The organism is Sphingopyxis microcysteis (assembly GCF_012274265.1).
Classification (GTDB): Bacteria; Pseudomonadota; Alphaproteobacteria; order Sphingomonadales; family Sphingomonadaceae; genus Sphingopyxis; species Sphingopyxis microcysteis.
Genome location: NZ_JAANYY010000004.1, coordinates 428,521 through 450,480 on the forward strand (window position 1 = coordinate 428,521; position 21,960 = coordinate 450,480).

The following is a 21,960-nucleotide window of genomic DNA, read 5'->3' on the forward strand; positions in this document are numbered from 1 at the left end:
CTTCAGGGGAGGGGTTGGGGTGGGGGCCATCGGCCTTGCGCAAGGCCGATGGCCCCCACCCGCTGCAACTAGGCAGCAAGCTGCCAAGTTTCGCTGCCCTCCCCTGAAGGGGAGGGCGCAAGAAGGCCTTTCCCTTCGCTGCCCTTGCCGTTAGGGCCGCAACGCTATGACCGATCACCTGACTCTGACGCCCGCCGCCGATTTGCCGGCGATCACATTGGACGATGTGCGCGCGGCGGCGGAGCGAATTGATGGCGCGGTGGTGCGCACGCCGACGCTGAAGTCGCAGACGCTTTCGGAGCTGGTCGGCGCCGATGTGTGGCTGAAGTTCGAGAATCTGCAATTCACCGCGGCGTACAAGGAACGCGGCGCCTTGAATGCCCTGCTGTTGCTGAGCGAGGAAGCCAAGGCCCGCGGTGCGATCGCCGCATCGGCGGGCAATCATGCGCAAGGGCTGGCCTATCATGGCAAAAGGCTGGGCGTGCCGGTGACGATCGTGATGCCCAAGACCACGCCGCAGGTGAAAGTGTCGCAGACCGCGAGCCACGGCGCGACGATCGTGCTGCACGGCGAGACGTTCGACGACGCCTATGCCCATGCGCGGCTGCTGGAGGTCGAGCGCGGGCTGACCTTTGTCCACCCCTTCGACCATCCGCACGTCGCGGCGGGGCAGGGGACGGTTGCGCTCGAAATGCTCGAGGACGTGCCCGAGCTTGATACCCTCATCGTGCCGATCGGCGGCGGCGGGCTGCTTGCGGGCATGGGCACCGCGGCGCGCGGGATCAAGAACGACATGCGGCTGGTTGGCGTGCAGGCCGAACTATATCCGTCGATGTATGCCGAGTTGAACGGTGTCGACATGGCGTGCGAGGGCGACACGCTGGCCGAGGGCATCGCGGTCAAGGAACCGGGGTCCTACACCCGCAAGCTCGTTGCCGAACTTAACGACGACATCGTGCTCGTCGCCGAACGGCATCTGGAGCGGGCGGTGAGCCTGCTGCTCCAGATCGAAAAGACGGTGGTTGAGGGCGCGGGCGCGGCAGGACTCGCGGCGATGCTCGCGCATCCGGAGGAGTTTGCGGGGCGCAAGGTCGGGCTTGTGCTCACCGGCGGCAATATCGACACGCGGCTGCTCGCGAACGTGTTGCTGCGCGACCTCGCGCGCTCGGGCCGCATCGCGCGGCTGCGCATCCGCTTGCAGGATCGACCGGGCGCGTTGTTCAAGGTGATGAAGCTGTTCGACGAGAAACAGGTCAACATCATCGAAATCTATCACCAGCGCATCTTCACGACCTTGCCTGCCAAGGGGCTGATCACCGATATCGAATGCGAAGCGCGCGACCGCGAACATCTCGACAGCCTTGTCGCCTCGCTGCGCGATGCGGGGTATATGGTGACCACGGTGGAGTTGGCTTAAACGCAATATGCCCCTCCCCTTCAGGGGAGGGGCAACGAAGACTTGGCAGCTTGCTGCCTAGTCGTAGTGGGGTGGGGGCCAGCGGCCTTGCGCAAGGCCGCGGGCCCCACCCGCTGCGACTAACGAACAAGTTCGTAAGTCTCGTTGCCCTCCCCTGAAGGGGAGGGCGTAGAGGATATGACCCCAATGAAATCCTTCACCCTCCAACTCACCGCCACCCCCGACGCCATCGACGAACTCGGCCATGTCAACAATGCGGTCTGGGTCCAGTGGATCCAGCAGGTCGCGACCGGGCATTGGGACGCCGCGGCGCCGCAAAGCCATAAGGACGCCTATGTCTGGGTCGTGGTGCGGCACGAGATCGACTATCTGCGCGCGCTTGGTCCCGGCGAAACGGTGACCGCGCGGACGTGGGTCGCCGACACGCCGCAGGGGGCGAAGTTCGACCGGTTCATGGAGTTCACCGGCGCCGACGGCAAGGTGCATGTGCGGGCACGGACGGTGTGGGCGCTGCTCGACAAGGCGAGCGGGCGGCCGCTGCGCGTGACCGCCGAAGTGGTGGCGCCGTTCCTCGATTAGCGGGATTGTGGCGGCGTGCGTTCGCGAAGCGGCCGCTCTTTGAGCGCCCGCAAGGTTTTCAATATCATCGCATGCACATCGCCGGTCTCTTCGAAGAGTCGTCGGTACACCTCGGAAATTTCTTCGCTATATCGGTCTTGCATCGCCATTTGGGCCTGTCCCTTTTCGGTCAGGCGAAACAGCTTGCGGCGCGCGTCGGCCGGATCGGGATGCTGGGTTATCAGGCCGAGGCGAATCAGCGCCGGGCATTTCTGGATCACCAGCTGGTGCGACTGCCCCAGCGTTCGCGCCAGCTCCGCCGCCGACGCCTCCCCCGCCTGCCGCAGCGCGGTGAGCAGCGAGCAGGATCGCACCGGGATGACGATGCCCGCCGCATCGAACAGCTCGCGCGTCTGGTCCTCGATCGTCTGGCTCAAGGCCTCGCTGAGCCGACCGAGGAACGATATGTCGTCGAGGTCGGCTGCGCGGTCAGTCGAGGCGGGCATAGCTGTCGGTCGTTCCATCGCGGTTGATGCGTTCGAGCGCGATGACCTTGCCCGCCTTGCGCACAACACGGAAGCGGAAATCGCTGACGCCCTCGACGGCGAAAAGATCATCGCCGAGCGGTTCGAGCGTGGCACGGAAACGCTCGCGCCAGGTGTAGAGCAGCTTGCCGTCCGCCATGGCGACCTGCGGACCATCATAGCGTCCGGCGACTGCCCTCATGTCGGCGGGCGTCAGCTGGACCGCCTTGGCGCGCGCGGCAAGCGTCGGCGCGAACCAGTCGGCGTCGGCCTGTTTCGCGGGATCGGCCTTTGCGACGTCCGCCATCGCCATGCGATGCGCGACGATCAGCGCGTCGGCGGATGTTACCCGATGATCGGGAGTGACGCCGCGCCCTTCGAAATCGCCGCGATCGACGGGGTCGTGGATCTGGCCGATCGGCACCTGGACGAAAAAGTCGGTCCCCACCGGCTTGCGGTCGACCGGGTGCGCGCCGCCCGCCGTGCGCTCGCCGACCAGCGTCGCGCGGCCGAGCTTTTGCAGCGAATAGCCGAACCATTCCGCCGCCGAAAAGCTGGTCGAGGACGTCAGCACATAGACGGGTTTGCCGGTCAGGCGTTTGGCGGGAAGGGCGGGGAGCACCCATTGGCCGCGGGCGACGCGGCGGCCATCGTCGGTGTAATAATAATCGAACAGCTCCTGATCCTTGTCGGCGCGGAACAGCTGGCTCGCAAGCAGCTGCGCCATCTCAAGATGCCCGCCATTATTGTAGCGCATGTCATAGATGACCGCGTCGCTATTCTCGATAAAGCGCATCGCGGCGGCCGCCGCGTCATGGCCGAGTTCGGGGTCGGCGAAGTGCGACATTCCGACATAGGCAATATTGCCCTCGAGCCGGCGCAGCTCAGTGAAGCCGAAATTTTTGCGTGCCTCGTCCCGCCGGTCGGTTTCGCGCAATTCGGCGGCGCGCGTGGGATCTTTCCGCGCGGCATAGTCGGCGGCGAACTTCGGATCGACGCCGACGAAGAAATGGAGGTCGTTGCTGGCCGCGACCAGATCTTTGGTCAGCGCCTGCGCGAGTGCGGCCTTGTCCTGCGCGCCATCATAGTCGCCCTTGTCGAGATTGGCGCGCAGCGTGGCGGCGAGCGTCTTGGCCTTGTCGGCAAAGACGTAATTGGCCTCCAATGTTTGCCCAAGCTGCTCGACCACCCGTTGCCGGTCGGCGGGCGTCAACGGCGCCTCGCCGGTGGCGCCGACGCCGAGTAGCCACGCGGCCGCAACAACCGCAGCCGATCCGAACTTTCTCATGGGAAGCATCAATATTCACCCGTGACTCAGTTATACAATATATTGCGCAATATATTGTATAACCCGCACAGGCAAGCGCGAAAACGGCTGTGCGTCAGGCGTAGGCGACCCAGCCGCGCCAGGTGAACGCCCCATAGAATTGCTCGACGCCGGTAAAGCCTGCGTCGCGCAAGACGGCTTCGTCCGCCTCCGGGCTCAACATCGCGACATGCGCGGCGACGGCGGCGCGGGCGGTGTTGGTCTGGTCGGGGTCGGCGCCCGAGGCGATGGCATAGGACGCGTAGCGATCGAGCCAGCGGTCGCGTTCGTCCGGGCCTTGCGGGAAGCTGCCATGCGCGGCGACGAATGGCGCGCCGGGTTTCAACCGCGCGCGGATTTGGGCCGCGGTCCGGACGCGCTCGTCGGCGGCGAGGAAATGCAGGGTGAGCAGGCAGACGGCGCCATCGAAGGGGCCAGGAGGCGCGTCGTCAATATAGCCCTCGATCAGTTCGGCGCGATCGGCGTTGGCGCCAAGCGTGTGCGCGGCAAGGCGCAGCATCGCGGCTGCCGGATCGACGCCGGTGAAGGTCCAGCCGGGATAGGCCTCGGCCATCGCCTTGAGCTCGAGGCCGCCGCCAGCCCCGAGCACGAGAATGCGCGCGTCGGCGGGCACGCGTTCGGCGAGCAGCAGCCCGGTCATCCGATGCAGCGCGTCGAAGCCGGGAACGAAGCGGCGCGGGCCGTCGGCGTAGCGCGCAACCGCATCGGCATCGTTGAAATGGTCGAGGAAATGCTGGGCGCCGTCAGCCATGAATATGATCCTTTACGGACGTCGCCGGGCGCGCCGCCATGCGGGCGTGGAAGTCGGCGGCGAGTTCGGCGAGCGTCACTTGCGCGAACCGTGCGAGCAGCAACGCCTCCGCGTCGCGAAAGCTGGTGTCGAGCGCCGCGTTGACCGCCTGCTCGACCAGGCATCCGGGCGCGTCGGTGCGGTGGCCCATCGCCATCAGCGCGGGGCGGCCGATCGCGTCATAGATGTCGCGCATTGTGATATCGCCAAGCGCGCGCTGGATCGTCCACCCGCCGCCATGGCCCTTTTCGGAGCGGACGAACCCCGCATCGCGCAAACCGCCGAGGATGCGGCGGATCACCACGGGATGCGTCTGCATCGCCTGCGCCAGCGCCTCCGACGTCATCGGATCGCGCCGCTCGGCCATATGGAGGAGGACGTGGAGTACGCCCGAAAGTCGGCTGTCGCGTTTCATGTAACTTTAAATAATACGTGAAATCGCCCTGTCAATCGATAGAGGCCGGAATATGCAGATCCGCCCCGCCACGTCCGCCGATGCCGCCGCAATCTGGGCGATCATCGGCCCCACGATCCGCGCCGGCGAAACCTACACGCTCGATCGCGACATGACCGAGGCGGAGGCGATCGCCTATTGGTTCGGTGTGGGGAAGGCGGTGTTCGTTGCCGAAGCGGGGGGTGCCATTGTCGGCACCTATTATCTCCACGCCAACCGGGCGGGCGGCGGTGCGCACGTCGCGAACTGCGGCTATATGACCGCGGCATCGGCCACGGGGCGCGGGGTCGCGCGGGCGATGGCCGAGCATAGCCTGACCGAAGCGCGCGATCGCGGTTTCCGCGCGATGCAATTCAACTTCGTCGTCGCGACCAACGATCGCGCGGTACGCCTTTGGCAGTCGCTGGGGTTCGAGACTGTCGGGCGGTTGCCGGGCTCCTTCGCGCATCCGGCGCACGGCCTGGTCGATGCGCTGGTCATGTACCGCATGCTTGACCCGCAGCGACCGAGCGATTAGCCCCGCCGACGATGACCAGCAACCGATCCACCCGATTCAAGGCATATTGGCGCTCCTTTACCTAGGGGCGGCATGGCATCACCTTTGACCATCGCCGCCGTGACCGGAAGGCGAATGGTTGTCATCACATCATCAAACCATGATCCCCGGCTGCGGCGCGTTTTTTTTTGAAGAAGACGCGACATGACCGACACTTTGCTTGCCCTTTCGACCGCGCGGTGCCGCATCGCGCCCTTGCACGCCGACGATGCCGCGGCGCTGGCCGCCATCACTGACGCTTCGGTGACCGATCGCGTCGATTTCCTGCCCGCGCCCTTCACCGCGGCCGACGCGCGCGCGTTGATCGCGGGGTCGGGCGGCGGCGACGTGTTCCATGCGGTGCGCGACCGCAGCGGCGGGCGGCTGCACGGCGTGATCGGGGTCCACCGCCGCGATGCGCAGATGGTCGAGGTCGGTTACTGGTTCGCGGCGTCTGCGCGCGGGCAGGGACTGGCGACCGAGGCGGTCGAGGCGGTCGTGCGCGAAATCGCGGCGTCGCGCCCTAGCGCTGCGATCATCGCCGAATGCCATCCGAACAACGAACGCTCGCGCGCGCTGCTGCGCCGGATCGGGTTTCTGGCGACGGGGCAGGCGGGGCGGCGGTCCGGGCGCAAGGTGATGAAATGGCGCCCCGGTGCCGGGATCGACGTCTGCTGATCAATCCGCGCGCGCCACATCTTCTTTCAGCGCCTTGACGATCGCCGCCACCGACGTCGGTGCATAGGCAAAGCCCATATGGCCGCAATCGACCTCGACCTGGCGATCGCTTTCGTGCGGCTGGCCGCGCGCGCTGCCCACCGCGACGACGCCGTCATAGGCCGACCACAAGGCAAAGGTCGGCATTTCGGGGCGCGGGGCGGGGTGGAAGTCGATCGGCGGATTGTCGACCGGATGGCGCGCGACGAGGTGGTAGAGGCGCCAGGCGCGATTGGCGCGGCGGCTGCCCGAAAAGGGCGAGCCGAGGGTGACGATGCGCGCGACCTTGTGCGGGTGATGCTTGGCATATTCGCGCGCGTAAATGCCGCCAAGGCTCCAGCCGACCAGCGCGGGAGCCTGACCGGTGCGATCGATGATCCATTGCACGCGGCTGTCGATCCGCTCGATGATGTCGGGGGTGGCGCCGCGGTTGAAGCCGAGCCCCCAGGCGTAGCAGCGAAAGCCCGCGCGGCGCAGGTCGGCGCGCAGCGCCTTGGTCGCCCAGTCGCCCGACAGGAACCCCGGCAGCACCATCACCGGCGGATGATCGCTGTCGGGATTGGCCTCGGCGGGCATCGGCCGGATGCGCCCCCACAGCGCACGCGCGAGGCTTGTCACTTCGCGCCACAGCAGCCCCAGCGGCGGCAGCGCGTCGGGATCGGGAATGCGCGCGGGCCATTCGGCGCGCCGGGTGAGGAAGCCGCGGATCATGGCAAAACCCTATCACCGTCCCTCCCGCGAAAGGAGGGTTTGGGTTCAGCGCTTCGGAACCAGCTTGACCAGCTTGCCATTCTCGCCATCGGTCAGCAGCCATACGGTTCCGTCATCGCGCACCTCGACCTCGCGGATGCGGGTGCCGAAGTCCCAGCGATCGGCCTTGCTCAGCCGCTCGCCATCGATGCTGGCGCGGACGAGGCCTTCGCCCGAAAGCGCCCCCATCAGCAGGCTGTTCTTCCAGCCGGGATAGAGGTCGCCGCCGTACCATGCGAGGCCGCCGGGCGAGACTGCGGGGTTCCACCACAGCTTCGGCGCCGCAAATTCGGGCCGCGTCGGGTGGTCGGGGATCGCGCTGCCATTATAATGGTCGCCGTTCGACACCACCGGCCAGCCATAGTTGGCGCTGCGTTCGACAAGGTTGATTTCATCGCCGTGGCGCGGCCCCATTTCCTGGTTCCACAGCTTGCCCGCGCCGTCGAAGGTCAGGCCAAGGATGTTGCGGTGGCCGAGCGACCAGATCTGGGCCGTGACGCCGCCCGCGGCCGCGAACGGATTGTCGCTGGGCACGCTGCCATCGGGTTTGAGCCGGACGATCTTGCCCAGCGTGCCGCTCTTGTCCTGCGCCGGTTCCATCTTTTGCCGATCGCCCGATCCGATGAAAAGATATTGCCCGTCGGGCGAAAAGGCGAGGCGGTGCGAATAATGGCCTTTGCCGCTGACCTTGGGCGACTGCGACCAGATCGTTTTCAGCCCCTCCAGCCGCGGTGCGGCGCCCTGCACCAGCTTCGCCATGCCGACGACCGCGCCGGCAGTGTCCCCGGCGCCGGGTTCGACCCAGCTCAGATAGACGGTCCCGCTCGTCGCGAAATCGGGCGCGACGATGACGTCACCCAATCCGCCCTGGCCGCCATAGGCCACCGCCGGAACGCCCGCGACATCGAGCGTCGGGCCATTTTCTTGCCAGAGTTTCAGCTTGCCCGATTTTTCGGTGATCAGTGCGGCCCGGGTGCCAGGGATGAAGGTCATCGCCCAGGGTTCATTGAAGCTGGCCACCTCCTCTACGGTGAACGGCGCATCGGCGACCGGGGTCGCCGGGTGCTCACCAGAAGCATCGAGCGCGGCGGGGTCGGCGGCCTGGCTTGAGGCCGTGGTGGCCGAGCAAGCGCCTGCCGCAAGCGCGGCGGCGATGGCGAGGAGCGGCAGTGATTTCATGGACAGAAGCTCGCTTTGCTAGGAGGGATGTGCCAATCTGGCGCGGCAATGCGGCAAAGTCGAGAGGGCTTAACGGTTTGCCGCCTCACGCCGCGCGGTGATCGTCTCGACGCTGTCCATGATCGCATCGACGGCCTCGCTGGCGGGCGGCGCGTCGGCGCGCTTCTGCGAGAATTGGCCGCTGTTCATGATTTCCTCGAGCGCGGTGCGCGCGCGTGATACGCGGCTCTTCATCGTGCCGAGCGCGCAGTCGCAGATGCTGGCGGCCTCTTCATACGACATGCCGCCCGCGCCGACCAGGATCAGCGCCTCGCGCTGGTCCTGCGGCAATTCCATCAGTCCGCGTTGCAGGTCGGCCATTTCGCCGCTGTCTTCCTGGCTGGCCGGGGTCGACATCGTGCGTTCGACCGCCGTTTCGTCATATTCGCCGACGAACTTGTTGCGGCGCATCTGCGACAGAAATGTGTTGCGCAGGATGACGAAGGTCCACGCTTTGATCGATGTGCCGCGCTCGAAACGATCGCGCGAGGCCCATGCCTTGACCATCGTGTCCTGCGTCAGGTCATCGGCGAGGTCGGGGTTGCCCGACAGGCTGCGGCCATAGGCGCGCAGATGCGGGATGACCGCGGCGAGCAATGCCTTGAATTCGGCGTCGGACAGGCTTCCGCCGGTCGGCGCCGCAGCGGCGGGCGCGGCCATTAGCGCTTCGGACTTTTCTGATCGAGTTGCGACAAGAGGTCGAGCATTTGATCGGGCAATTGTTCCGATACGATATTGCCGTAAATCATCCGCAGCTTGGCGCTGACGGGTTCGGGTGCCTGACGACCGGTCAGCGTGCGATGCCATTCATCGCTGTCCGTCCCGGGAAAGCTTCCTTGCTTGCGATTTGGCGCATCAGCCCCCGGGGGCGGGGTGCCCGTGCCGTTCGACCTGTTGTTGCCTTGCGTAGCCATGTCGGAGCAACGACGAAAAGCGCTGCGGGTTCCCGGCAGTTGCGTTTTTTGCGACGAAAGCGTTGCCAAGATGTCACAACCGCCCTATCCGGTCCGCCGCGTAGGCGACCAGGCTTGCGGCGAGGGGTTATGCTTTGCCTTTCCCGCGTGGCGGGAGGCTGGAGGACGTCGCTTGCTTTCCGTTATCTATGTCAGCGTTGCCGATCCGTTGATCGGCGAACAGGATATTGCTGCCCTCCTCGTCCAGGCCCGTCGCAACAATCAGCGCGATGCCTTGACCGGCGCGTTGATTTTCAACGGCCACAATTTCCTGCAATTGCTGGAAGGGCCGGGCGACAAGGTCGATGCCTGCCTGGCGGTGATCCGCAACGATCCGCGGCATAGCGGAATGGTCGAGGTTCGCCGCCGCGAAATCGCGGAACGGGCCTTTGCCGAGTGGACGATGCTGTACGACCCCGAGTTCCGCAGTCATGACGATGATCTGGCGCAGGTGGTTGCGCGCGGTCGGCTTGACCCCCAGGATGCGTTAATGATGGAAAATTTCATCGCGTTGGGGCGCCGGACGCGGCCCGCCGACTGACGTTTTCGTGTCGCACTGCGGTTCTCGTTTGCATCATGGGCGCGACGCGTTAAGCCTGACGGGCATATCAACGACTTCTGCGTAAACTAAGGCTAGATTATCAACGACCTGACGCCTCCGCCGCTCGATCACCAGCCGCTCGACGATGCCAGCTTCAAGCGCGAGCTGGCGGCCATGTTGCCGCATTTGCGCGCCTTTGGCCGCAGCCTGTGCGGCAACGCCGACCTGGCCGATGACCTCGTGCAGGAAACGATGCTGAAGGCTTGGAAGGCGCGCGCGCAATATGTGCCGGGGCCCGCCAGCATGAAAAGCTGGGCGTTCGTGATCCTGCGCAACTGCTTCCTGTCGCAGATGCGGCGCAAGAAATTCACCGCCGAATATGACGAAATGGCCGCCGAACGGCTGCTGGTGGCGCCCGACGATCAGGACGACAGCCTGCATTTGGCCGATGTCCAGCGCGCGCTGTTGATGCTGCCCGTCGACCAGCGCGAGGCGCTGGTGCTGATCGGCGCGGGACAGCTGTCCTATGAGGAAGGCGCGGCGATCTGCGACTGCGCGGTCGGGACGATGAAAAGCCGCGTGTCGCGCGCGCGTGCTGCGCTGCAAGCGATATTGGAAAGCGGCGCGATGCCGCTGCGCAGCGCGGACGAACTGGCGTCGAGCGACGTCTTTGGGTCGATCATGGACGATGTCGACCAGCTGACCGCGAACGGTCCGGGACGCGACTAGGATCCTGACCCCAATCCTCGCTACGCCGCCAGCTGCGGCGTGAACATCAGGCTCTGGCTGATCGCTGCGCGCACGGTATTCTCGCGGAAGGGTTTCGAGATCAGGAAGGTCGGCTCGACGCGCCCGCCGGTCAGCAGGCGTTCGGGAAAGGCGGTGATGAAGATCGCCGGCACCGGCGCGATCGCCAGAATATCCTGCACCGCGTCGATCCCCGACGATCCGTCGGCAAGCTGGATATCGGCGAGCACCAGTCCCGCGTCGGTCGCCTCGAATGCGGCGACCGCGTCGGCATGGGTGGTGGCGACCCCGGCGACCGTGTGACCCAGTTCGCGGACGATTTGTTCGAGCTCCATCGCGATCAGCGGTTCGTCCTCGATGATCAGCACCGACGTCCGCGATTCGCGGTCCAGTTCGCCGACCGCCTCGGCGAGCAAAGTTTCGACGGTGCCATGGTCGGTGCCGGTGATGATCCCGGCCTCGGCGACCGAAAAACCCTCGAGTGCGGTCAGCAGCAGGATCTGCCGCCCCAGCGGGGTGATGCGGGCGAGGCGCTGGTTGGCGGCGCGAACCAGCGGGTCTTCGCCATCGTCATCGCCCTCGCCATCGTCGATATAGGCGCTTTCCCAGATGCGGTGGAAATTGCGGTAAAGGTCGATGCGGGTTCCGTTGCCCGCGCTGAATTCGTCCGGGGCGGCGACGATCACCTCCAGCGTCGTGTGGACAAAATTGTCGCCATGCTGCTGGCTGCCCGTCAGCGCGCGCGCGTAGCGCCGCAGATACGGCAAATGTCCCCGAAGCTCTTCACCCAACGGCATATATTACCTCCCGCTTTGGCCCATCATACGCGCCCCGCCGGGCGACGGTTCCGTAACCTTGGGTCAAAAATGCACGACGAAGCGCTGCAACTTGTCATCGCGCAATGCGTAGAGTCAGCCGGGACGCTTCGCCGCCATCGGTAAGTCAGTGGAATTGGGCCGCTTTCTGTTTCCAATGGCAAACAGACTTTTGTAGGGACCATATTCATGGCAGAGCGGCCCACAGGATCCGGCGGAGGTGAGGGGCATCAGTTGGCGGACGGTGGTTATGCAAGTCCGGAGCAGGCCGAGCGCCTGCGCCTCGATACGCTTCGCGAATATCGGATCATGGACACCGATCCCGAGGAAGCGTTCGACCGCGTGACCAAGATGGTCGCCGACCTTTACGATGCACCGATCGCGCTGGTGTCGCTGGTCGACGATTGCCGGCAATGGTTCAAATCCTCTTATGGCCTTGATGTCCCCGAAACGCCTCGCGAAATCAGTTTTTGCCAATATGTGATCGCCGAAGACAGGCCGGTGGTGATCGCCGACGTGCTGGGCGATGCGCGCTTTCGCGACAATCCGCTGGTCACCGGCGATCCGTTCATTCGCTTTTACGCGGGGGTGCCGCTGCGCGCCTATAACGGGGCGATCCTGGGCACCTTATGCGTGATCGATCGCAAGGAACGCCCCTTGTTGAACGATCGTGAGTTGGAGCGGCTCGAAGATTTCGCCGCGATCATCATGGCCGAAGCCGACCTGCGGCGCATCGTCGCGCAGCGCGACGAGGCGCGGCAGACGCTCGAGCGGGCGCTCGATTTTTCGGGTATCGCGACCTGGCGTTACGACGCGCGGACCGGATCGATCGAATGGGGCGGCGCCGTCGCCGAATTGTGGGGCGCCGATTTCGCCACTGCGCTGGCCGATATCGAAGGTTTTTGGGAACGGCTGCTGCCCGACGACCGCGACATGGTGCGCGGCGTGCTGGGCGGCTCGGTCGAAAGCGGCACCCATTATGCGACCGAATATCGCATTCAGCACCCCGAACGCGGGGTGCGCTGGATCGCGGTCCGCGCCGATTGGGACGTCAACACCACCGACGCGATCCTGACCGGCATCAGCATCGACATCACCGAGCAGAAAAGCCGTCAGGAAAATGCCAATCTGCTGATGCGCGAACTGCATCACCGGATGCGCAACCTGTTCGCGACGGTTAGCGCGATCATCTCGCTGACCCGTCATGCCGCGACCGATGTCGACGATTATGTCGAGCGGATCACCGGCCGCCTCGACGCGCTCAATCGCGCCCAAAATGTGCTGCTCGGCGCCAATTTCATGACCGGGTCGATGCACGCGCTGCTGCGCGAGGTCGAAGCCGCCTTTCCGCGCATTCGCTGGTCGGGACCGGATCTCCTGCTTCCCGAAAACGCCCTCGTCGCGATGGCATTGGTGTTCAACGAACTCGCGACCAATGCGGTCAAGCATGGCGCGCTGTCGGGCGCCAATGGCGAGGTCGACGTGCAATGGACGCAGGATCCCGAAGATGCCGATCCGCGACTGTTTCGGCTCACCTGGACGGAAACCGGCACCGATGCGCCGGTCGGCCCGCCCGAACGCACCAGTTTTGGCACGCTCTTGATGGAACGGAGCGTCCGCAACAATCTGGGCGGGACGATCGAGCGGCACTGGAAGCCGACGGGACTCGTCCTCGACATCACCTTGCCGGCGCGGTGGCGCGACGCCTGAGCGCGGCGATGTGATTTGTTCCTGATATGTTCCTATGCTATGTGTAGGAAATGTCTGGAAAAGCGATTCTCGAAAAACTCGGCATTTTGGCCGATGCCGCCAAATATGACGCGTCATGCGCGTCGTCGGGAACGGTGAAGCGCGATTCGACCGGCACCAAAGGCATCGGGTCGACCGAAGGCATGGGCATCTGTCACAGCTATGCGCCCGATGGCCGCTGTATCTCGCTTCTCAAGATATTGCTCACCAATTTCTGTATCTATGACTGCCGGTTCTGCATCAACCGGGCGTCGAGCAATGTGCCGCGCGCGCGGTTCAATCCGCAGGAAGTGGTCCGGTTGACCCTCGATTTCTACAAGCGCAATTATATCGAGGGGCTGTTCCTGTCGTCGGGGATCATCCGGTCCGAAGATTATACGATGGAGCAGCTGGTCGAGGTGGCGCGCATCCTGCGCGAGGAGCATCGCTTCGGCGGCTATATCCATTTGAAGACGATTGCGGGCGCCGATCCGGGCCTGATCGCGCTCGCGGGCCTTTATGCCGACCGGCTGTCGACCAATGTCGAATTGCCGACCGAGGCGGGGCTGTCGAGCTTTGCGCCCGAGAAGAAACCCGAAACGATCCGCAAGACGATGGCATCGGTGCGCGTCGGCGCCGACGATGCGATCGAAGCAGCGAAAGGGCGGCTGCTGAAAAAGGCAAATCCGCCGCGTTTTGCCCCGGCGGGCCAATCGACCCAGATGATTGTCGGCGCCGACGGATCGCGCGACGACGACATTCTCGCGGCCGCGACGAACCTTTATTCGGGCTATCGCCTCCGCCGCGTCTATTATTCGGCGTACAGCCCGATCCCCGATGCGAGCAGCGACCTGCCGCCGGTGCGGCCGCCGTTGATGCGCGAACATCGGCTGTATCAGGCCGACTGGCTGCTGCGCTTCTACGGCTTCGAACGCGCCGAGATCATGGAGGGCGCAAATGGGGGTATGCTCGACCTGGCGATCGACCCCAAGCTCGCCTGGGCGCTCCAGCGGCGCGAAGCGTTCCCGGTCGATATCAATCGCGCCCCGCGCGAGATGCTGCTGCGCGTGCCGGGGCTGGGGACGCGCGCGGTCGACCGGATCGTCGCGGCGCGGCGGCTGGGGAAACTCAGGCTGGGCGATCTCGCCAAATTGACCGCCTCGGTGAAAAAGCTGTTGCCGTTCATCGTCACCCCCGACTGGCGGCCGGGATCGCTGACCGACAGCGCCAGCCTGCGCGCGCGCTTTGCGCCGCCCGCCGAGCAATTGTCGCTGGCGCTATGAGAGAGGTCGTGCTGGCCCATCCCGGCGATTTCGCCGAATGGCGCGATGCGGCGCGCGGGCTGCTGGCGGGCGGGGTGGCGCCCGAGGATGTGAGCTGGCGCAGCGCCGACGAGGGCGCGTCGCTGTTTGGCGGCACGGCGCCCTTGGCGGCGCCCGGCACCGTGGCGCTGCCGCGCGAATTGCTCGCGATGGCCGATCGCGTCATCTGCCACCGCGATGCCGCGGTTCCCGCCCGGCTCTACCGCATCGTCTGGCGCGCGGCGCGCGACCGGCAGCTGCTGGCGCGGCGCACCGACCCCGACATTGATTGGCTGCGCAAGGCCGACAAGGCGATCCGGCGCGACGTCCACAAGATGCACGCCTTTGTGCGCTTCCGGCGGCTGGGAGAGGACGCGGGCCGCGAATCCTTTGCGGCGTGGTTCGAGCCCGATCACCGCATCCTGCGGCTCACCGCGCCTTTCTTTCGGCGGCGCTTTTACGGCATGGATTGGGCGATCGTGACCCCCGATGCGCGGGCGATCTGGCACAAGGAGGCGCTGGTCTATGGCGCGGGCGGCACGAAGGACGAAGTGCCGGACAGCGACGTCGTCGAGGATCAATGGCGGACCTATTATGGCGCGATCTTCAACCCCGCGCGGGTCAAGGTCGACGCGATGCGCGCTGAAATGCCCAAAAAATATTGGAAGAACCTGCCCGAGGCGCAGGACATTGCGCCGCTCCTGGCCGGGGCCGAAGCGCGGGTGGAACGGATGCGCGAGGCCGCCGTTTCCATGGCCAACCCCTTGACCGACAAATGGCGGACGCGCGTGGCCGATGAACTGCTCCTCGACGATAACATCCAGACGCTGGCCGACGTCGCGCGCGCCGTCGATCGCTGCAATCGCTGTCCGATCGGGTGCAACGCGACGCAGGGGGTCGCGGGTGAGGGGCCAGCGGACGCGCAGATCATGCTCGTCGGCGAACAGCCCGGCGATCAGGAGGATCTGCAGGGGCGTCCCTTTGTCGGACCGGCGGGGCAGGTGCTGGATCAGGCTCTGGCGGAAGCTGGGCTCGACCGCACGCGATTGTTCCTCACCAACGCGGTCAAGCATTTCAAATATGAACCGCGCGGCAAGCGGCGGCTGCATCAGAATCCGACGGCGGGGGAGATCGACATCTGCCGCTGGTGGCTCGACAAGGAACGCGCGCTGGTGCAGCCCAAGCTGATCGTCACGCTGGGCGGCAGCGCGCTGCGGGGGGTCATGGGCAAAAGCATCAGCGTCACGTCGAAGCGCGGCGCGGTGCATGAACTTGGGGGAGGTGTAAAGCTGGTGGCGACGATCCATCCGTCCTTCCTGCTGCGCCTGCCCGACCGCGAGCGGGCGGCGCAAGAGCGCGCCGCCTTCGTCGCCGATCTGGCGCAGGCGCGAAAGCTCGCCGCCTGATGGCCAAGCCTAAGTCCTGGCTCGAACCGCATCCGCAGGGGCTCTATGTGAAGCCCGCCGACCTGTGGATCGATCCGTCGCGCCCCGTCGAACGCGCTGCGGTGACGCATGGTCACGCCGATCATGCGCGCAGCGGCCACGGCGCGGTGTTCGCGACCCCCGAAACGCTGGCGATCATGGCGCTGCGCTATGGCGTCGATGTCGCGGCAAGCCATAATCAGGCGTTCGCTTATGGCGACGGGTTCGAACGTGGCGGCGTCCGCTTCAGCTTCCATCCCGCCGGGCATGTGCTGGGCAGCGCGCAGATATTGATGGAATATGCGGGCGAGCGCATTGTCATCACCGGCGATTACAAGCGCCGCGCCGACCCGACCTGCGCCCCGTTCGAGGTCGTACCGTGCGACATCTTCATCACCGAGGCGACCTTCGGCCTGCCGGTGTTCCGCCACCCGCCGACGGGGCAGGAGATCGCCAAGCTGATCGGCGCGGTGCGCGCCGAACCCGATCGGTCGGTGCTCGTCGGCGCCTATGCGCTGGGCAAGGCGCAGCGCGTGATCGCGGAGCTCCGCGCGGCGGGGTGGGATGCGCCGATCTACATCCATGGCGCGCTCGAAAAAATGTGCGCGCTCTATGCCGCGCACGGCATCGATCTCGGCGATCTCAGACTGGTGAGCGAAACCGACAAGGCTGACATGGCGGGGCAGATCATCGTTGCTCCGCCCTCGGCGCTGAACGACCGCTGGTCGCGGCGGCTGCCCGATCCGGTGACTGCGATGGCGTCGGGCTGGATGCGGGTGCGCCAGCGCGCGCGGCAACGGATGGTCGAGCTGCCGCTGGTCATTTCGGACCATGCCGACTGGGACGAACTGACCATGACAATCAGTGAGGTGAACCCCAAGGAAACGTGGATCACCCACGGCAGCGAGGACGGCCTGCTGCGTTGGTGCGAACTGCATCAGCGCAAAGCGCGCGCGTTGCACCTCGTCGGCCGGGATTTGGAGGAAGAGGCGTGAAGCGGTTCGCGGCCTTGATCGACCGGCTGATCTATACGCGCTCGCGCAACAGCAAGCTGGCGCTGATCGTCGATTATCTCCGCCATACGCCCGACCCCGATCGCGGCTGGGCGATCGCGGCGCTGACCGAAAGCCTCGATTTCCCCGCGGTGAAATCGGCGATGGTGCGGGCGCTCTTGGCGACGCGGGTCGATGAGGAATTGTTCCGGCTGTCGCGGCATTTCGTCGGGGATACGGCGGAGACCGCGGCGCTGCTTTGGCCGGAGTCCCCAACCGTTCGTGGTGAGGAGCGGCTGAGCCTGTCGAAGTCGCGTCTCGAACCACCCGCCGCGGTCCTTCGAGATGCCCCTTCGACAAGCTCAGGGGCGCCTCAGGACGAACGGAATTCGTTGACCGTCTCCGCCGCCGTCGACGCCCTCTCCGCCGCCACCCGCGCTACCGCCCCCGCAATCCTCGCCTCGCTCCTCGACCGCCTCGATGCCGACGGCCGCTATGCTTTGCTCAAGCTCGCGCTCGGCGGAATGCGCGTCGGGGTGTCGGCGCGGCTCGCGAAACAGGCGTTTGCGCAGGCGTTCGACGTGGCGGTCGATGACGTCGAGGAGCTGTGGCACGCGATCCCGCCGCCCTATGCGCCGCTGTTCGCGTGGGGCGAGGGGAGGGCGGAGCGCCCCGACCTTGCCGACGTCGCGTTCTTCCGTCCCTTCATGCTTGCGCATCCGCTGGAGGACGGAACGGTCGACCTCGCCGATTATGCCGCCGAGTGGAAATGGGACGGCATCCGCGTCCAGATCGTGCGCGGCGGCGCTGAGACGCGCATCTACAGCCGCGGCGGCGAGGAGATCAGCGCCGCCTTTCCCGAACTGGTCGCGGCCTTCGATCAGGATGCGGTGATCGACGGCGAACTGCTTGTGCGGGGCGAGGTGCAGGGCGGCGAGGCCGCAAGCTTCAATGCGCTGCAACAAAGGCTCGGGCGCAAGACCGTGTCCAAGAAGATGCTCGCCGACTATCCGGCGTTTGTCCGCGTCTATGACCTGCTCGCCGTGGACGGGAACGATCTGCGCCCGCTGCCGTGGACCGAACGGCGGCGGCAGCTGGAGGGCTTCGTCCCGCGCCTCGCCGCCAGCCATTTCGACCTGTCGCACGTCATCGACGCGACCGACTTCGACGACCTCGCCGAACGCCGCGCGGGCGCGCGCGATGCCGCGATCGAGGGGGTGATGCTCAAGCGCCGCGATGCTCCTTATGTGGCGGGCCGCCGCGCCGGGCTCTGGTATAAATGGAAACGCGACCCGCTCACCGCCGATTGCGTGATGATGTACGCGCAGCGCGGCAACGGGCGGCGTGCGAGCTTCTATTCGGATTATACTTTCGGCTGCTGGAGCGACGAGGGCGAGCTGCTCCCGGTCGGCAAGGCCTATTCGGGCTTCACCGACGAGGAGCTGAAATGGCTCGACAAGTTCGTCCGCGATAACACGCTGAACCGCTTCGGTCCGGTGCACGAGGTCGAAAAATCGCTGGTGCTCGAGGTCGCCTTCGATTCGATCCACGCGTCCAAGCGCCACAAGTCGGGGCTCGCGATGCGCTTCCCGCGTATCTCGCGCATCAGGCGGGACAAGCCCGCCGAGGAGGCGGATCGGATTGCGACGTTGCTGGCGATGGTGACGTAGCGTCGCCGTCATTGCGAGCGAAGCGAAGCAATCCAGGGCGGTTTACGCCGCTCTGGATTGCCGCGTCGCCTTCGGCTCCTCGCAATGACGCATTTGGCGAGAAAATTTCCCCGCGCAAACCTTGCAACCTGCCGCCCCGATACCGAGTTTAACCCCTCATCCCCTCTGATAAACATAATGGAGACTGCCATGACGATCGCCCATCCGCCCCTGCCATACGCTCAGGATGCGCTGGAGCCGCATATCTCGGCCGACACGCTGGCGACGCACCATGGCAAGCATCACAAGGCCTATGTCGACAAGACCAACGCCGCGATCGAGGGTACCGAACTTGCCGACAAGAGCCTCGAGGAAATCATCCACCACGCCGAAGGATCGGGCAACAAGGGGCTGTTCAACAACAGCGCCCAGTCGTGGAACCACGCTTTTTACTGGGAAAGCCTGAGCCCGACCAAGACCGAGCCCAAGGGCGACCTCGCCGCCGCGATCGAGCGCGATTTCGGGTCGCTCGACGAACTGAAGAAGAAGCTCAAGGACACCGCGGTCAACCATTTCGCGTCGGGCTGGGCATGGCTCGTCTCGCGCGACGGCACGCTGTCGGTGACCGACACGCACGATGCGGGAACCGAGCTGACCGCGGGCATCAAGCCTTTGCTCGTGATCGACGTGTGGGAACATGCCTATTACATCGACCGCAAGAATCTGCGCCCCGCCTATGTCGATGCGGTGGTCGACGAACTGCTCAACTGGGATTTCGCGGCGGAGAATTTCGCGCGCGAGGCGACCTGGACCTATCCGGCCTGACCTGAATATCCTCCCAGCGGCGAAGCCGTGGGGAGGGGAACCGTCGCCGGAGGCGATGGTGGAGGGGCAGAGACGGTAGCGTTATCGCCCCTCCGTCAGCGCTCCGCGCTGCCACCTCCCCATCGCTTCGCGACAGGGAGGATTTCGCGGATGCCGTAACGAAATTTGAACTGGTATCTATCGTGATGACGGTGCCGCCTCTATAGGCGCCGTCATGACGATCAGCCTGTTCGAACTCTTCAAAATCGGTGTCGGTCCTTCCAGCTCGCACACGGTCGGGCCGATGGTCGCGGCGCGGCGTTTTACCGTCTGGCTCGACGAGTCCGAACTGCTCACGAAGACGGCGCATGTCGAGGCCGACCTCTACGGCTCGCTCGCGCTGACCGGCAAGGGGCACGCCGCCGACACCGCGGTGGTGGCGGGGCTCGCGGGCGAAATTCCCGCCTCGACCAGCCTTGCCGCGATCACCGCGCATTGGGATCGCGCGACGAACGAGGGCTTTCTCTACCTTCTCGGCCGCCAGCGCGTGCGCTTCCAGCCGGCGCGCGACCTGCATTTCCAGATGCGCCAGCGCCAGCCCTTCCACAGCAACGCCTTGAGCTTCACCGCGCGCGACAGCGACGGCGAGATTTTGGCGAAGCGCATGTATTTCTCGATCGGCGGCGGCTTCGTCGTCGACGAGGACGAGGCGGGGCGCAACAGCCGCGGCGCCGAGGACGAGGTCGAACTGCCCCACGCCTTCACCTCGGGCGCCGACCTGCTGACCATGGGTGCGGCGGCGGGCAAGAGCTTTGCCGAAATGATGCTCGAAAACGAGCTTGTCCACCGCAGCCTCGATGAAGTGAACGCCGGACTCGATGCCATCGCCGCGGCGATGGACGCCTCGATCGACGCCGGTTGCTGCAGCACCGGAATCCTGCCCGGCGGGCTCAAGGTCAAGCGCCGCGCGCCGCAGATCGCCGCCGACATCCGCGAACGGCACGAGGCCAATTTGTCGGACCCGATGGCGATGATGGACTGGATCAACCTGTGGGCGATGGCGGTGAACGAGGAGAATGCCGCGGGCGGCAAGGTCGTCACCGCGCCGACCAACGGTGCGGCGGGAATCATTCCGGCGGTGATCCGCTACTATAAGCGCAGCTATCGCGGCGACGCGGCGGGGGTGCGCACCTTCCTGCTCGCCGCGGGCGCGGTCGGCGCGCTCTACAAGCGCAACGCCAGCATTTCGGGCGCCGAGGTCGGCTGCCAGGGCGAGGTGGGCGTCGCCTGCTCGATGGCGGCGGCGGGTCTGACCGCGGCGCTCGGCGGCACCAACGCGCAGGTCGAAAATGCCGCCGAGATCGGCATGGAGCATAATCTCGGGCTCACCTGCGATCCGATCGGCGGGTTGGTGCAGATCCCGTGCATCGAGCGCAACGCGATGGGCGCGATCAAGGCGATCGACGCCAGCCGCATCGCGATGATCGGCGACGGCACCCATGTCGTCAGCCTCGACACGGTAATCGCGACGATGCTGCAGACCGGCCGCGACATGCGCGACAAATATAAGGAAACGTCGAAGGGCGGGCTGGCGGTTAGTGTGGTCGAGTGTTGAGAGAAGCTGGATGGGAACGTCATTGTTTCGCCTCCTGATCCTGTTGGTCGTCGCCTTTCTGGGCTTCGCAAATGCGGTAGCGTGTGAGGTGGCCGACGAGCCAAAGACCTCGAAAAGGTTCGATGAGGACGCTCGCCAACAATTCGAGAATGCTGGTGGGGTGTACGAGGGAATTATCCTCGCGAGTCCGGATGATCGCCATGGCGGGACATTCTGGGTGGTCAAAACTTTCAAAGGGCAGGGTAGGAGTCTTCAGCTACTTAAATTGCCGATTGCGGGCGGTTGTATTGGCGCGCTGGGACCAAGCGGGTTGGCCGATTCTGGATTCCTAACGATTTCAGCCGGATCCGGCGCTCACTTCGACGGGTTGGTGATGCCTCAAACAGTTGACAGTTGGGAGCGACAGGGCTTCGTGGATCAAGTCAGGGTCACGACCGTCAAAGTCGTGGCAGCTTTTGGTGGCGTGTTGCTTATTCTCCTTGTCGGCTTGATTTGGTGCCTCAAGCAGCGAGTTACGAGGGCGAAATAGTCCTTTAATGAAGCGCGCAGGGCAACTTGCGCCCCTCACTCCGCCGTAGCGCCCACGCCACCTCCACGCGCAATTTGTCGATTAGCAACCGCACCTTCGGTAGCAGATGGCGGCGCCGCGCATGGACGGCCCAGATCGGCTCCTCCTGCGGGCGGAGCGGGTCGAGGAGCGAGGTGAGCGTGGCATCTATCTCATCGTCATCCCGGACTTGATCCGGGATCCATGACGTCGGCGCAGCAATGGACCCCGGATCAAGTCCGGGGTGACGAGGGTGGGGAGGGCAGTGACGACGGGGGCAGCGACCACGCCCCTTTTTCTCGTCACCCCGGCTCCGGCGATGGCCTCGCTGTTTCAGGGGCCATGGCCTGCCTTTTCCTCCGATGCCGTGTTTTTGTTTCGCACAAAGACACAAAGCCACGAAGAGGTCGCGCCGACCGCGAAGCGGCTTTCCCCTGCAACGCTATGGCCAGTCGCGCCCTTGATGGAGGAATGGGCCTGTCAGCCCAAGCCCACGTCTTCGTGCCTTTGTGACTTTGTGCGAAAAACAACTGGCGCCGCCCTGATTGACGAGC

The 21,960-nt window shown here is 65.3% G+C and carries 23 protein-coding genes; 14 read left to right on the forward strand and 9 right to left on the reverse strand.

From position 1 onward, the window contains the following. Positions 1-166 precede the first annotated feature (166 nt). Both G9408_RS13455 and G9408_RS13460 read left to right on the forward strand, forming a co-directional pair. Complete coding sequence (locus G9408_RS13455) at positions 167-1,417, forward strand: threonine ammonia-lyase (protein ID WP_168454488.1); 1,251 nt, start codon at positions 167-169, stop codon at positions 1,415-1,417. A gap of 186 nt (positions 1,418-1,603) precedes the next feature. Further along, entirely contained in the window at positions 1,604-1,996 is a 393-nt protein-coding gene (locus G9408_RS13460) for an acyl-CoA thioesterase (protein ID WP_168454489.1), read from the forward strand. Here the strand turns inward: G9408_RS13460 and G9408_RS13465 are convergent. The 4 genes from G9408_RS13465 to G9408_RS13480 all read right to left on the reverse strand — a co-directional run bounded on the left by G9408_RS13465 (position 1,993) and on the right by G9408_RS13480 (position 5,031). Continuing rightward, positions 1,993-2,481 carry a MarR family winged helix-turn-helix transcriptional regulator gene (locus tag G9408_RS13465; protein ID WP_168454490.1) on the reverse strand — a complete coding sequence of 163 codons (489 nt, stop codon included), beginning with the start codon at positions 2,479-2,481 and terminating at the stop codon, positions 1,993-1,995. The two genes, G9408_RS13460 and G9408_RS13465, sit on opposite strands and share 4 nt — an antisense overlap. Then, complete coding sequence (locus tag G9408_RS13470) at positions 2,465-3,787, reverse strand: S41 family peptidase (protein WP_168454491.1); 1,323 nt, start codon at positions 3,785-3,787, stop codon at positions 2,465-2,467. Before G9408_RS13470 ends, G9408_RS13465 begins: the two co-directional genes overlap by 17 nt. Before the next feature lie 94 nt (positions 3,788-3,881). Then, a complete protein-coding gene (locus G9408_RS13475; RefSeq protein ID WP_168454492.1) occupies positions 3,882-4,577 on the reverse strand; it encodes a class I SAM-dependent methyltransferase in 696 nt (231 codons plus the stop codon). Next, positions 4,570-5,031: an Rrf2 family transcriptional regulator gene (locus tag G9408_RS13480; RefSeq protein ID WP_168454493.1), complete on the reverse strand. Its 462-nt coding sequence runs from the start codon at positions 5,029-5,031 to the stop codon at positions 4,570-4,572. The genes G9408_RS13475 and G9408_RS13480 overlap by 8 nt, the downstream gene beginning before the upstream one ends. Positions 5,032-5,083: 52 nt before the next feature. Here G9408_RS13480 and G9408_RS13485 point away from each other — a divergent pair, with 52 nt between their 5' ends. Both G9408_RS13485 and G9408_RS13490 read left to right on the forward strand, forming a co-directional pair. Further along, positions 5,084-5,587, forward strand: a complete 504-nt coding sequence (locus tag G9408_RS13485; RefSeq protein ID WP_168454494.1) for a GNAT family N-acetyltransferase — start codon at positions 5,084-5,086, stop codon at positions 5,585-5,587. A 183-nt stretch (positions 5,588-5,770) separates the two neighbouring features. Next, positions 5,771-6,283: a GNAT family N-acetyltransferase gene (locus G9408_RS13490; RefSeq protein WP_168454495.1), complete on the forward strand. Its 513-nt coding sequence runs from the start codon at positions 5,771-5,773 to the stop codon at positions 6,281-6,283. Here the strand turns inward: G9408_RS13490 and G9408_RS13495 are convergent, their stop codons facing one another. The 4 genes from G9408_RS13495 to G9408_RS13510 form a co-directional block, all read right to left on the reverse strand. Further along, a complete protein-coding gene (locus G9408_RS13495; protein WP_168454496.1) occupies positions 6,284-7,033 on the reverse strand; it encodes an esterase/lipase family protein in 750 nt (249 codons plus the stop codon). A 45-nt stretch (positions 7,034-7,078) separates the two neighbouring features. Beyond that, positions 7,079-8,251, reverse strand: coding sequence for a PQQ-dependent sugar dehydrogenase (locus G9408_RS13500; RefSeq protein WP_168454497.1), 1,173 nt, complete (start codon positions 8,249-8,251; stop codon positions 7,079-7,081). Positions 8,252-8,320: 69 nt separating this feature from the next. Beyond that, positions 8,321-8,950: a sigma-70 family RNA polymerase sigma factor gene (locus G9408_RS13505; RefSeq protein WP_168454498.1), complete on the reverse strand. Its 630-nt coding sequence runs from the start codon at positions 8,948-8,950 to the stop codon at positions 8,321-8,323. Continuing rightward, complete coding sequence (locus tag G9408_RS13510) at positions 8,950-9,273, reverse strand: NepR family anti-sigma factor (protein WP_235957798.1); 324 nt, start codon at positions 9,271-9,273, stop codon at positions 8,950-8,952. The genes G9408_RS13505 and G9408_RS13510 overlap by 1 nt, the downstream gene beginning before the upstream one ends. Before the next feature lie 103 nt (positions 9,274-9,376). Between G9408_RS13510 and G9408_RS13515 the strand changes: the two genes are divergently transcribed. Both G9408_RS13515 and G9408_RS13520 read left to right on the forward strand, forming a co-directional pair. Beyond that, positions 9,377-9,784: a BLUF domain-containing protein gene (locus G9408_RS13515; RefSeq protein WP_168454499.1), complete on the forward strand. Its 408-nt coding sequence runs from the start codon at positions 9,377-9,379 to the stop codon at positions 9,782-9,784. A 174-nt stretch (positions 9,785-9,958) separates the two neighbouring features. Next, on the forward strand, positions 9,959-10,513 hold the full coding sequence (locus G9408_RS13520; RefSeq protein ID WP_168454500.1) for a sigma-70 family RNA polymerase sigma factor: 555 nt from the start codon (positions 9,959-9,961) through the stop codon (positions 10,511-10,513). A 20-nt stretch (positions 10,514-10,533) separates the two neighbouring features. On the opposite strand, the gene G9408_RS13525 is transcribed toward G9408_RS13520, so the two are convergent. After that, positions 10,534-11,328, reverse strand: coding sequence for a response regulator (locus G9408_RS13525; RefSeq protein ID WP_168454501.1), 795 nt, complete (start codon positions 11,326-11,328; stop codon positions 10,534-10,536). Between the two features lie 252 nt (positions 11,329-11,580). Between G9408_RS13525 and G9408_RS13530 the strand changes: the two genes are divergently transcribed. From G9408_RS13530 to G9408_RS13565, 8 genes are all read left to right on the forward strand, one after another. Continuing rightward, a complete protein-coding gene (locus tag G9408_RS13530; RefSeq protein WP_235957800.1) occupies positions 11,581-13,056 on the forward strand; it encodes a sensor histidine kinase in 1,476 nt (491 codons plus the stop codon). A gap of 50 nt (positions 13,057-13,106) precedes the next feature. Beyond that, positions 13,107-14,357 carry a putative DNA modification/repair radical SAM protein gene (locus G9408_RS13535; protein ID WP_168454503.1) on the forward strand — a complete coding sequence of 417 codons (1,251 nt, stop codon included), beginning with the start codon at positions 13,107-13,109 and terminating at the stop codon, positions 14,355-14,357. A gap of 8 nt (positions 14,358-14,365) precedes the next feature. Next, positions 14,366-15,781 (forward strand): UdgX family uracil-DNA binding protein, encoded by a 1,416-nt coding sequence (locus tag G9408_RS13540; protein ID WP_328804468.1) that lies wholly within the window; start codon positions 14,366-14,368, stop codon positions 15,779-15,781. Continuing rightward, the gene (locus G9408_RS13545; protein WP_210423366.1) at positions 15,781-16,794 is read left to right on the forward strand and encodes a ligase-associated DNA damage response exonuclease; all 1,014 of its coding nucleotides are present in this window, start codon (positions 15,781-15,783) and stop codon (positions 16,792-16,794) included. The genes G9408_RS13540 and G9408_RS13545 overlap by 1 nt, the downstream gene beginning before the upstream one ends. Continuing rightward, positions 16,791-18,461 carry a cisplatin damage response ATP-dependent DNA ligase gene (locus tag G9408_RS13550; RefSeq protein WP_168454505.1) on the forward strand — a complete coding sequence of 557 codons (1,671 nt, stop codon included), beginning with the start codon at positions 16,791-16,793 and terminating at the stop codon, positions 18,459-18,461. The genes G9408_RS13545 and G9408_RS13550 overlap by 4 nt, the downstream gene beginning before the upstream one ends. Before the next feature lie 189 nt (positions 18,462-18,650). Beyond that, positions 18,651-19,265: a superoxide dismutase gene (locus G9408_RS13555; protein WP_168454506.1), complete on the forward strand. Its 615-nt coding sequence runs from the start codon at positions 18,651-18,653 to the stop codon at positions 19,263-19,265. A 214-nt stretch (positions 19,266-19,479) separates the two neighbouring features. After that, complete coding sequence (locus tag G9408_RS13560; RefSeq protein ID WP_168454507.1) at positions 19,480-20,859, forward strand: L-serine ammonia-lyase; 1,380 nt, start codon at positions 19,480-19,482, stop codon at positions 20,857-20,859. A gap of 22 nt (positions 20,860-20,881) precedes the next feature. After that, positions 20,882-21,388, forward strand: coding sequence for a hypothetical protein (locus G9408_RS13565; protein ID WP_210423368.1), 507 nt, complete (start codon positions 20,882-20,884; stop codon positions 21,386-21,388). The last annotated feature ends 572 nt before the right edge of the window (positions 21,389-21,960 follow it).

What these genes read in the sequence shown, in the direction of transcription:
- G9408_RS13455 (WP_168454488.1), top strand. Translation starts at nt 167, where the DNA reads ATGACCGATCACCTGACTCTGACGCCCGCCGCCGATTTGCCGGCGATC.
- G9408_RS13460 (WP_168454489.1), top strand. Translation starts at nt 1,604, where the DNA reads ATGAAATCCTTCACCCTCCAACTCACCGCCACCCCCGACGCCATCGAC.
- G9408_RS13465 (WP_168454490.1), bottom strand. Translation starts at nt 2,481, where the DNA reads ATGCCCGCCTCGACTGACCGCGCAGCCGACCTCGACGACATATCGTTC.
- G9408_RS13470 (WP_168454491.1), bottom strand. Translation starts at nt 3,787, where the DNA reads ATGAGAAAGTTCGGATCGGCTGCGGTTGTTGCGGCCGCGTGGCTACTC.
- G9408_RS13475 (WP_168454492.1), bottom strand. Translation starts at nt 4,577, where the DNA reads ATGGCTGACGGCGCCCAGCATTTCCTCGACCATTTCAACGATGCCGAT.
- G9408_RS13480 (WP_168454493.1), bottom strand. Translation starts at nt 5,031, where the DNA reads ATGAAACGCGACAGCCGACTTTCGGGCGTACTCCACGTCCTCCTCCAT.
- G9408_RS13485 (WP_168454494.1), top strand. Translation starts at nt 5,084, where the DNA reads ATGCAGATCCGCCCCGCCACGTCCGCCGATGCCGCCGCAATCTGGGCG.
- G9408_RS13490 (WP_168454495.1), top strand. Translation starts at nt 5,771, where the DNA reads ATGACCGACACTTTGCTTGCCCTTTCGACCGCGCGGTGCCGCATCGCG.
- G9408_RS13495 (WP_168454496.1), bottom strand. Translation starts at nt 7,033, where the DNA reads ATGATCCGCGGCTTCCTCACCCGGCGCGCCGAATGGCCCGCGCGCATT.
- G9408_RS13500 (WP_168454497.1), bottom strand. Translation starts at nt 8,251, where the DNA reads ATGAAATCACTGCCGCTCCTCGCCATCGCCGCCGCGCTTGCGGCAGGC.
- G9408_RS13505 (WP_168454498.1), bottom strand. Translation starts at nt 8,950, where the DNA reads ATGGCCGCGCCCGCCGCTGCGGCGCCGACCGGCGGAAGCCTGTCCGAC.
- G9408_RS13520 (WP_168454500.1), top strand. Translation starts at nt 9,959, where the DNA reads ATGTTGCCGCATTTGCGCGCCTTTGGCCGCAGCCTGTGCGGCAACGCC.
- G9408_RS13525 (WP_168454501.1), bottom strand. Translation starts at nt 11,328, where the DNA reads ATGCCGTTGGGTGAAGAGCTTCGGGGACATTTGCCGTATCTGCGGCGC.
- G9408_RS13535 (WP_168454503.1), top strand. Translation starts at nt 13,107, where the DNA reads ATGTCTGGAAAAGCGATTCTCGAAAAACTCGGCATTTTGGCCGATGCC.
- G9408_RS13545 (WP_210423366.1), top strand. Translation starts at nt 15,781, where the DNA reads ATGGCCAAGCCTAAGTCCTGGCTCGAACCGCATCCGCAGGGGCTCTAT.
- G9408_RS13555 (WP_168454506.1), top strand. Translation starts at nt 18,651, where the DNA reads ATGACGATCGCCCATCCGCCCCTGCCATACGCTCAGGATGCGCTGGAG.
- G9408_RS13560 (WP_168454507.1), top strand. Translation starts at nt 19,480, where the DNA reads ATGACGATCAGCCTGTTCGAACTCTTCAAAATCGGTGTCGGTCCTTCC.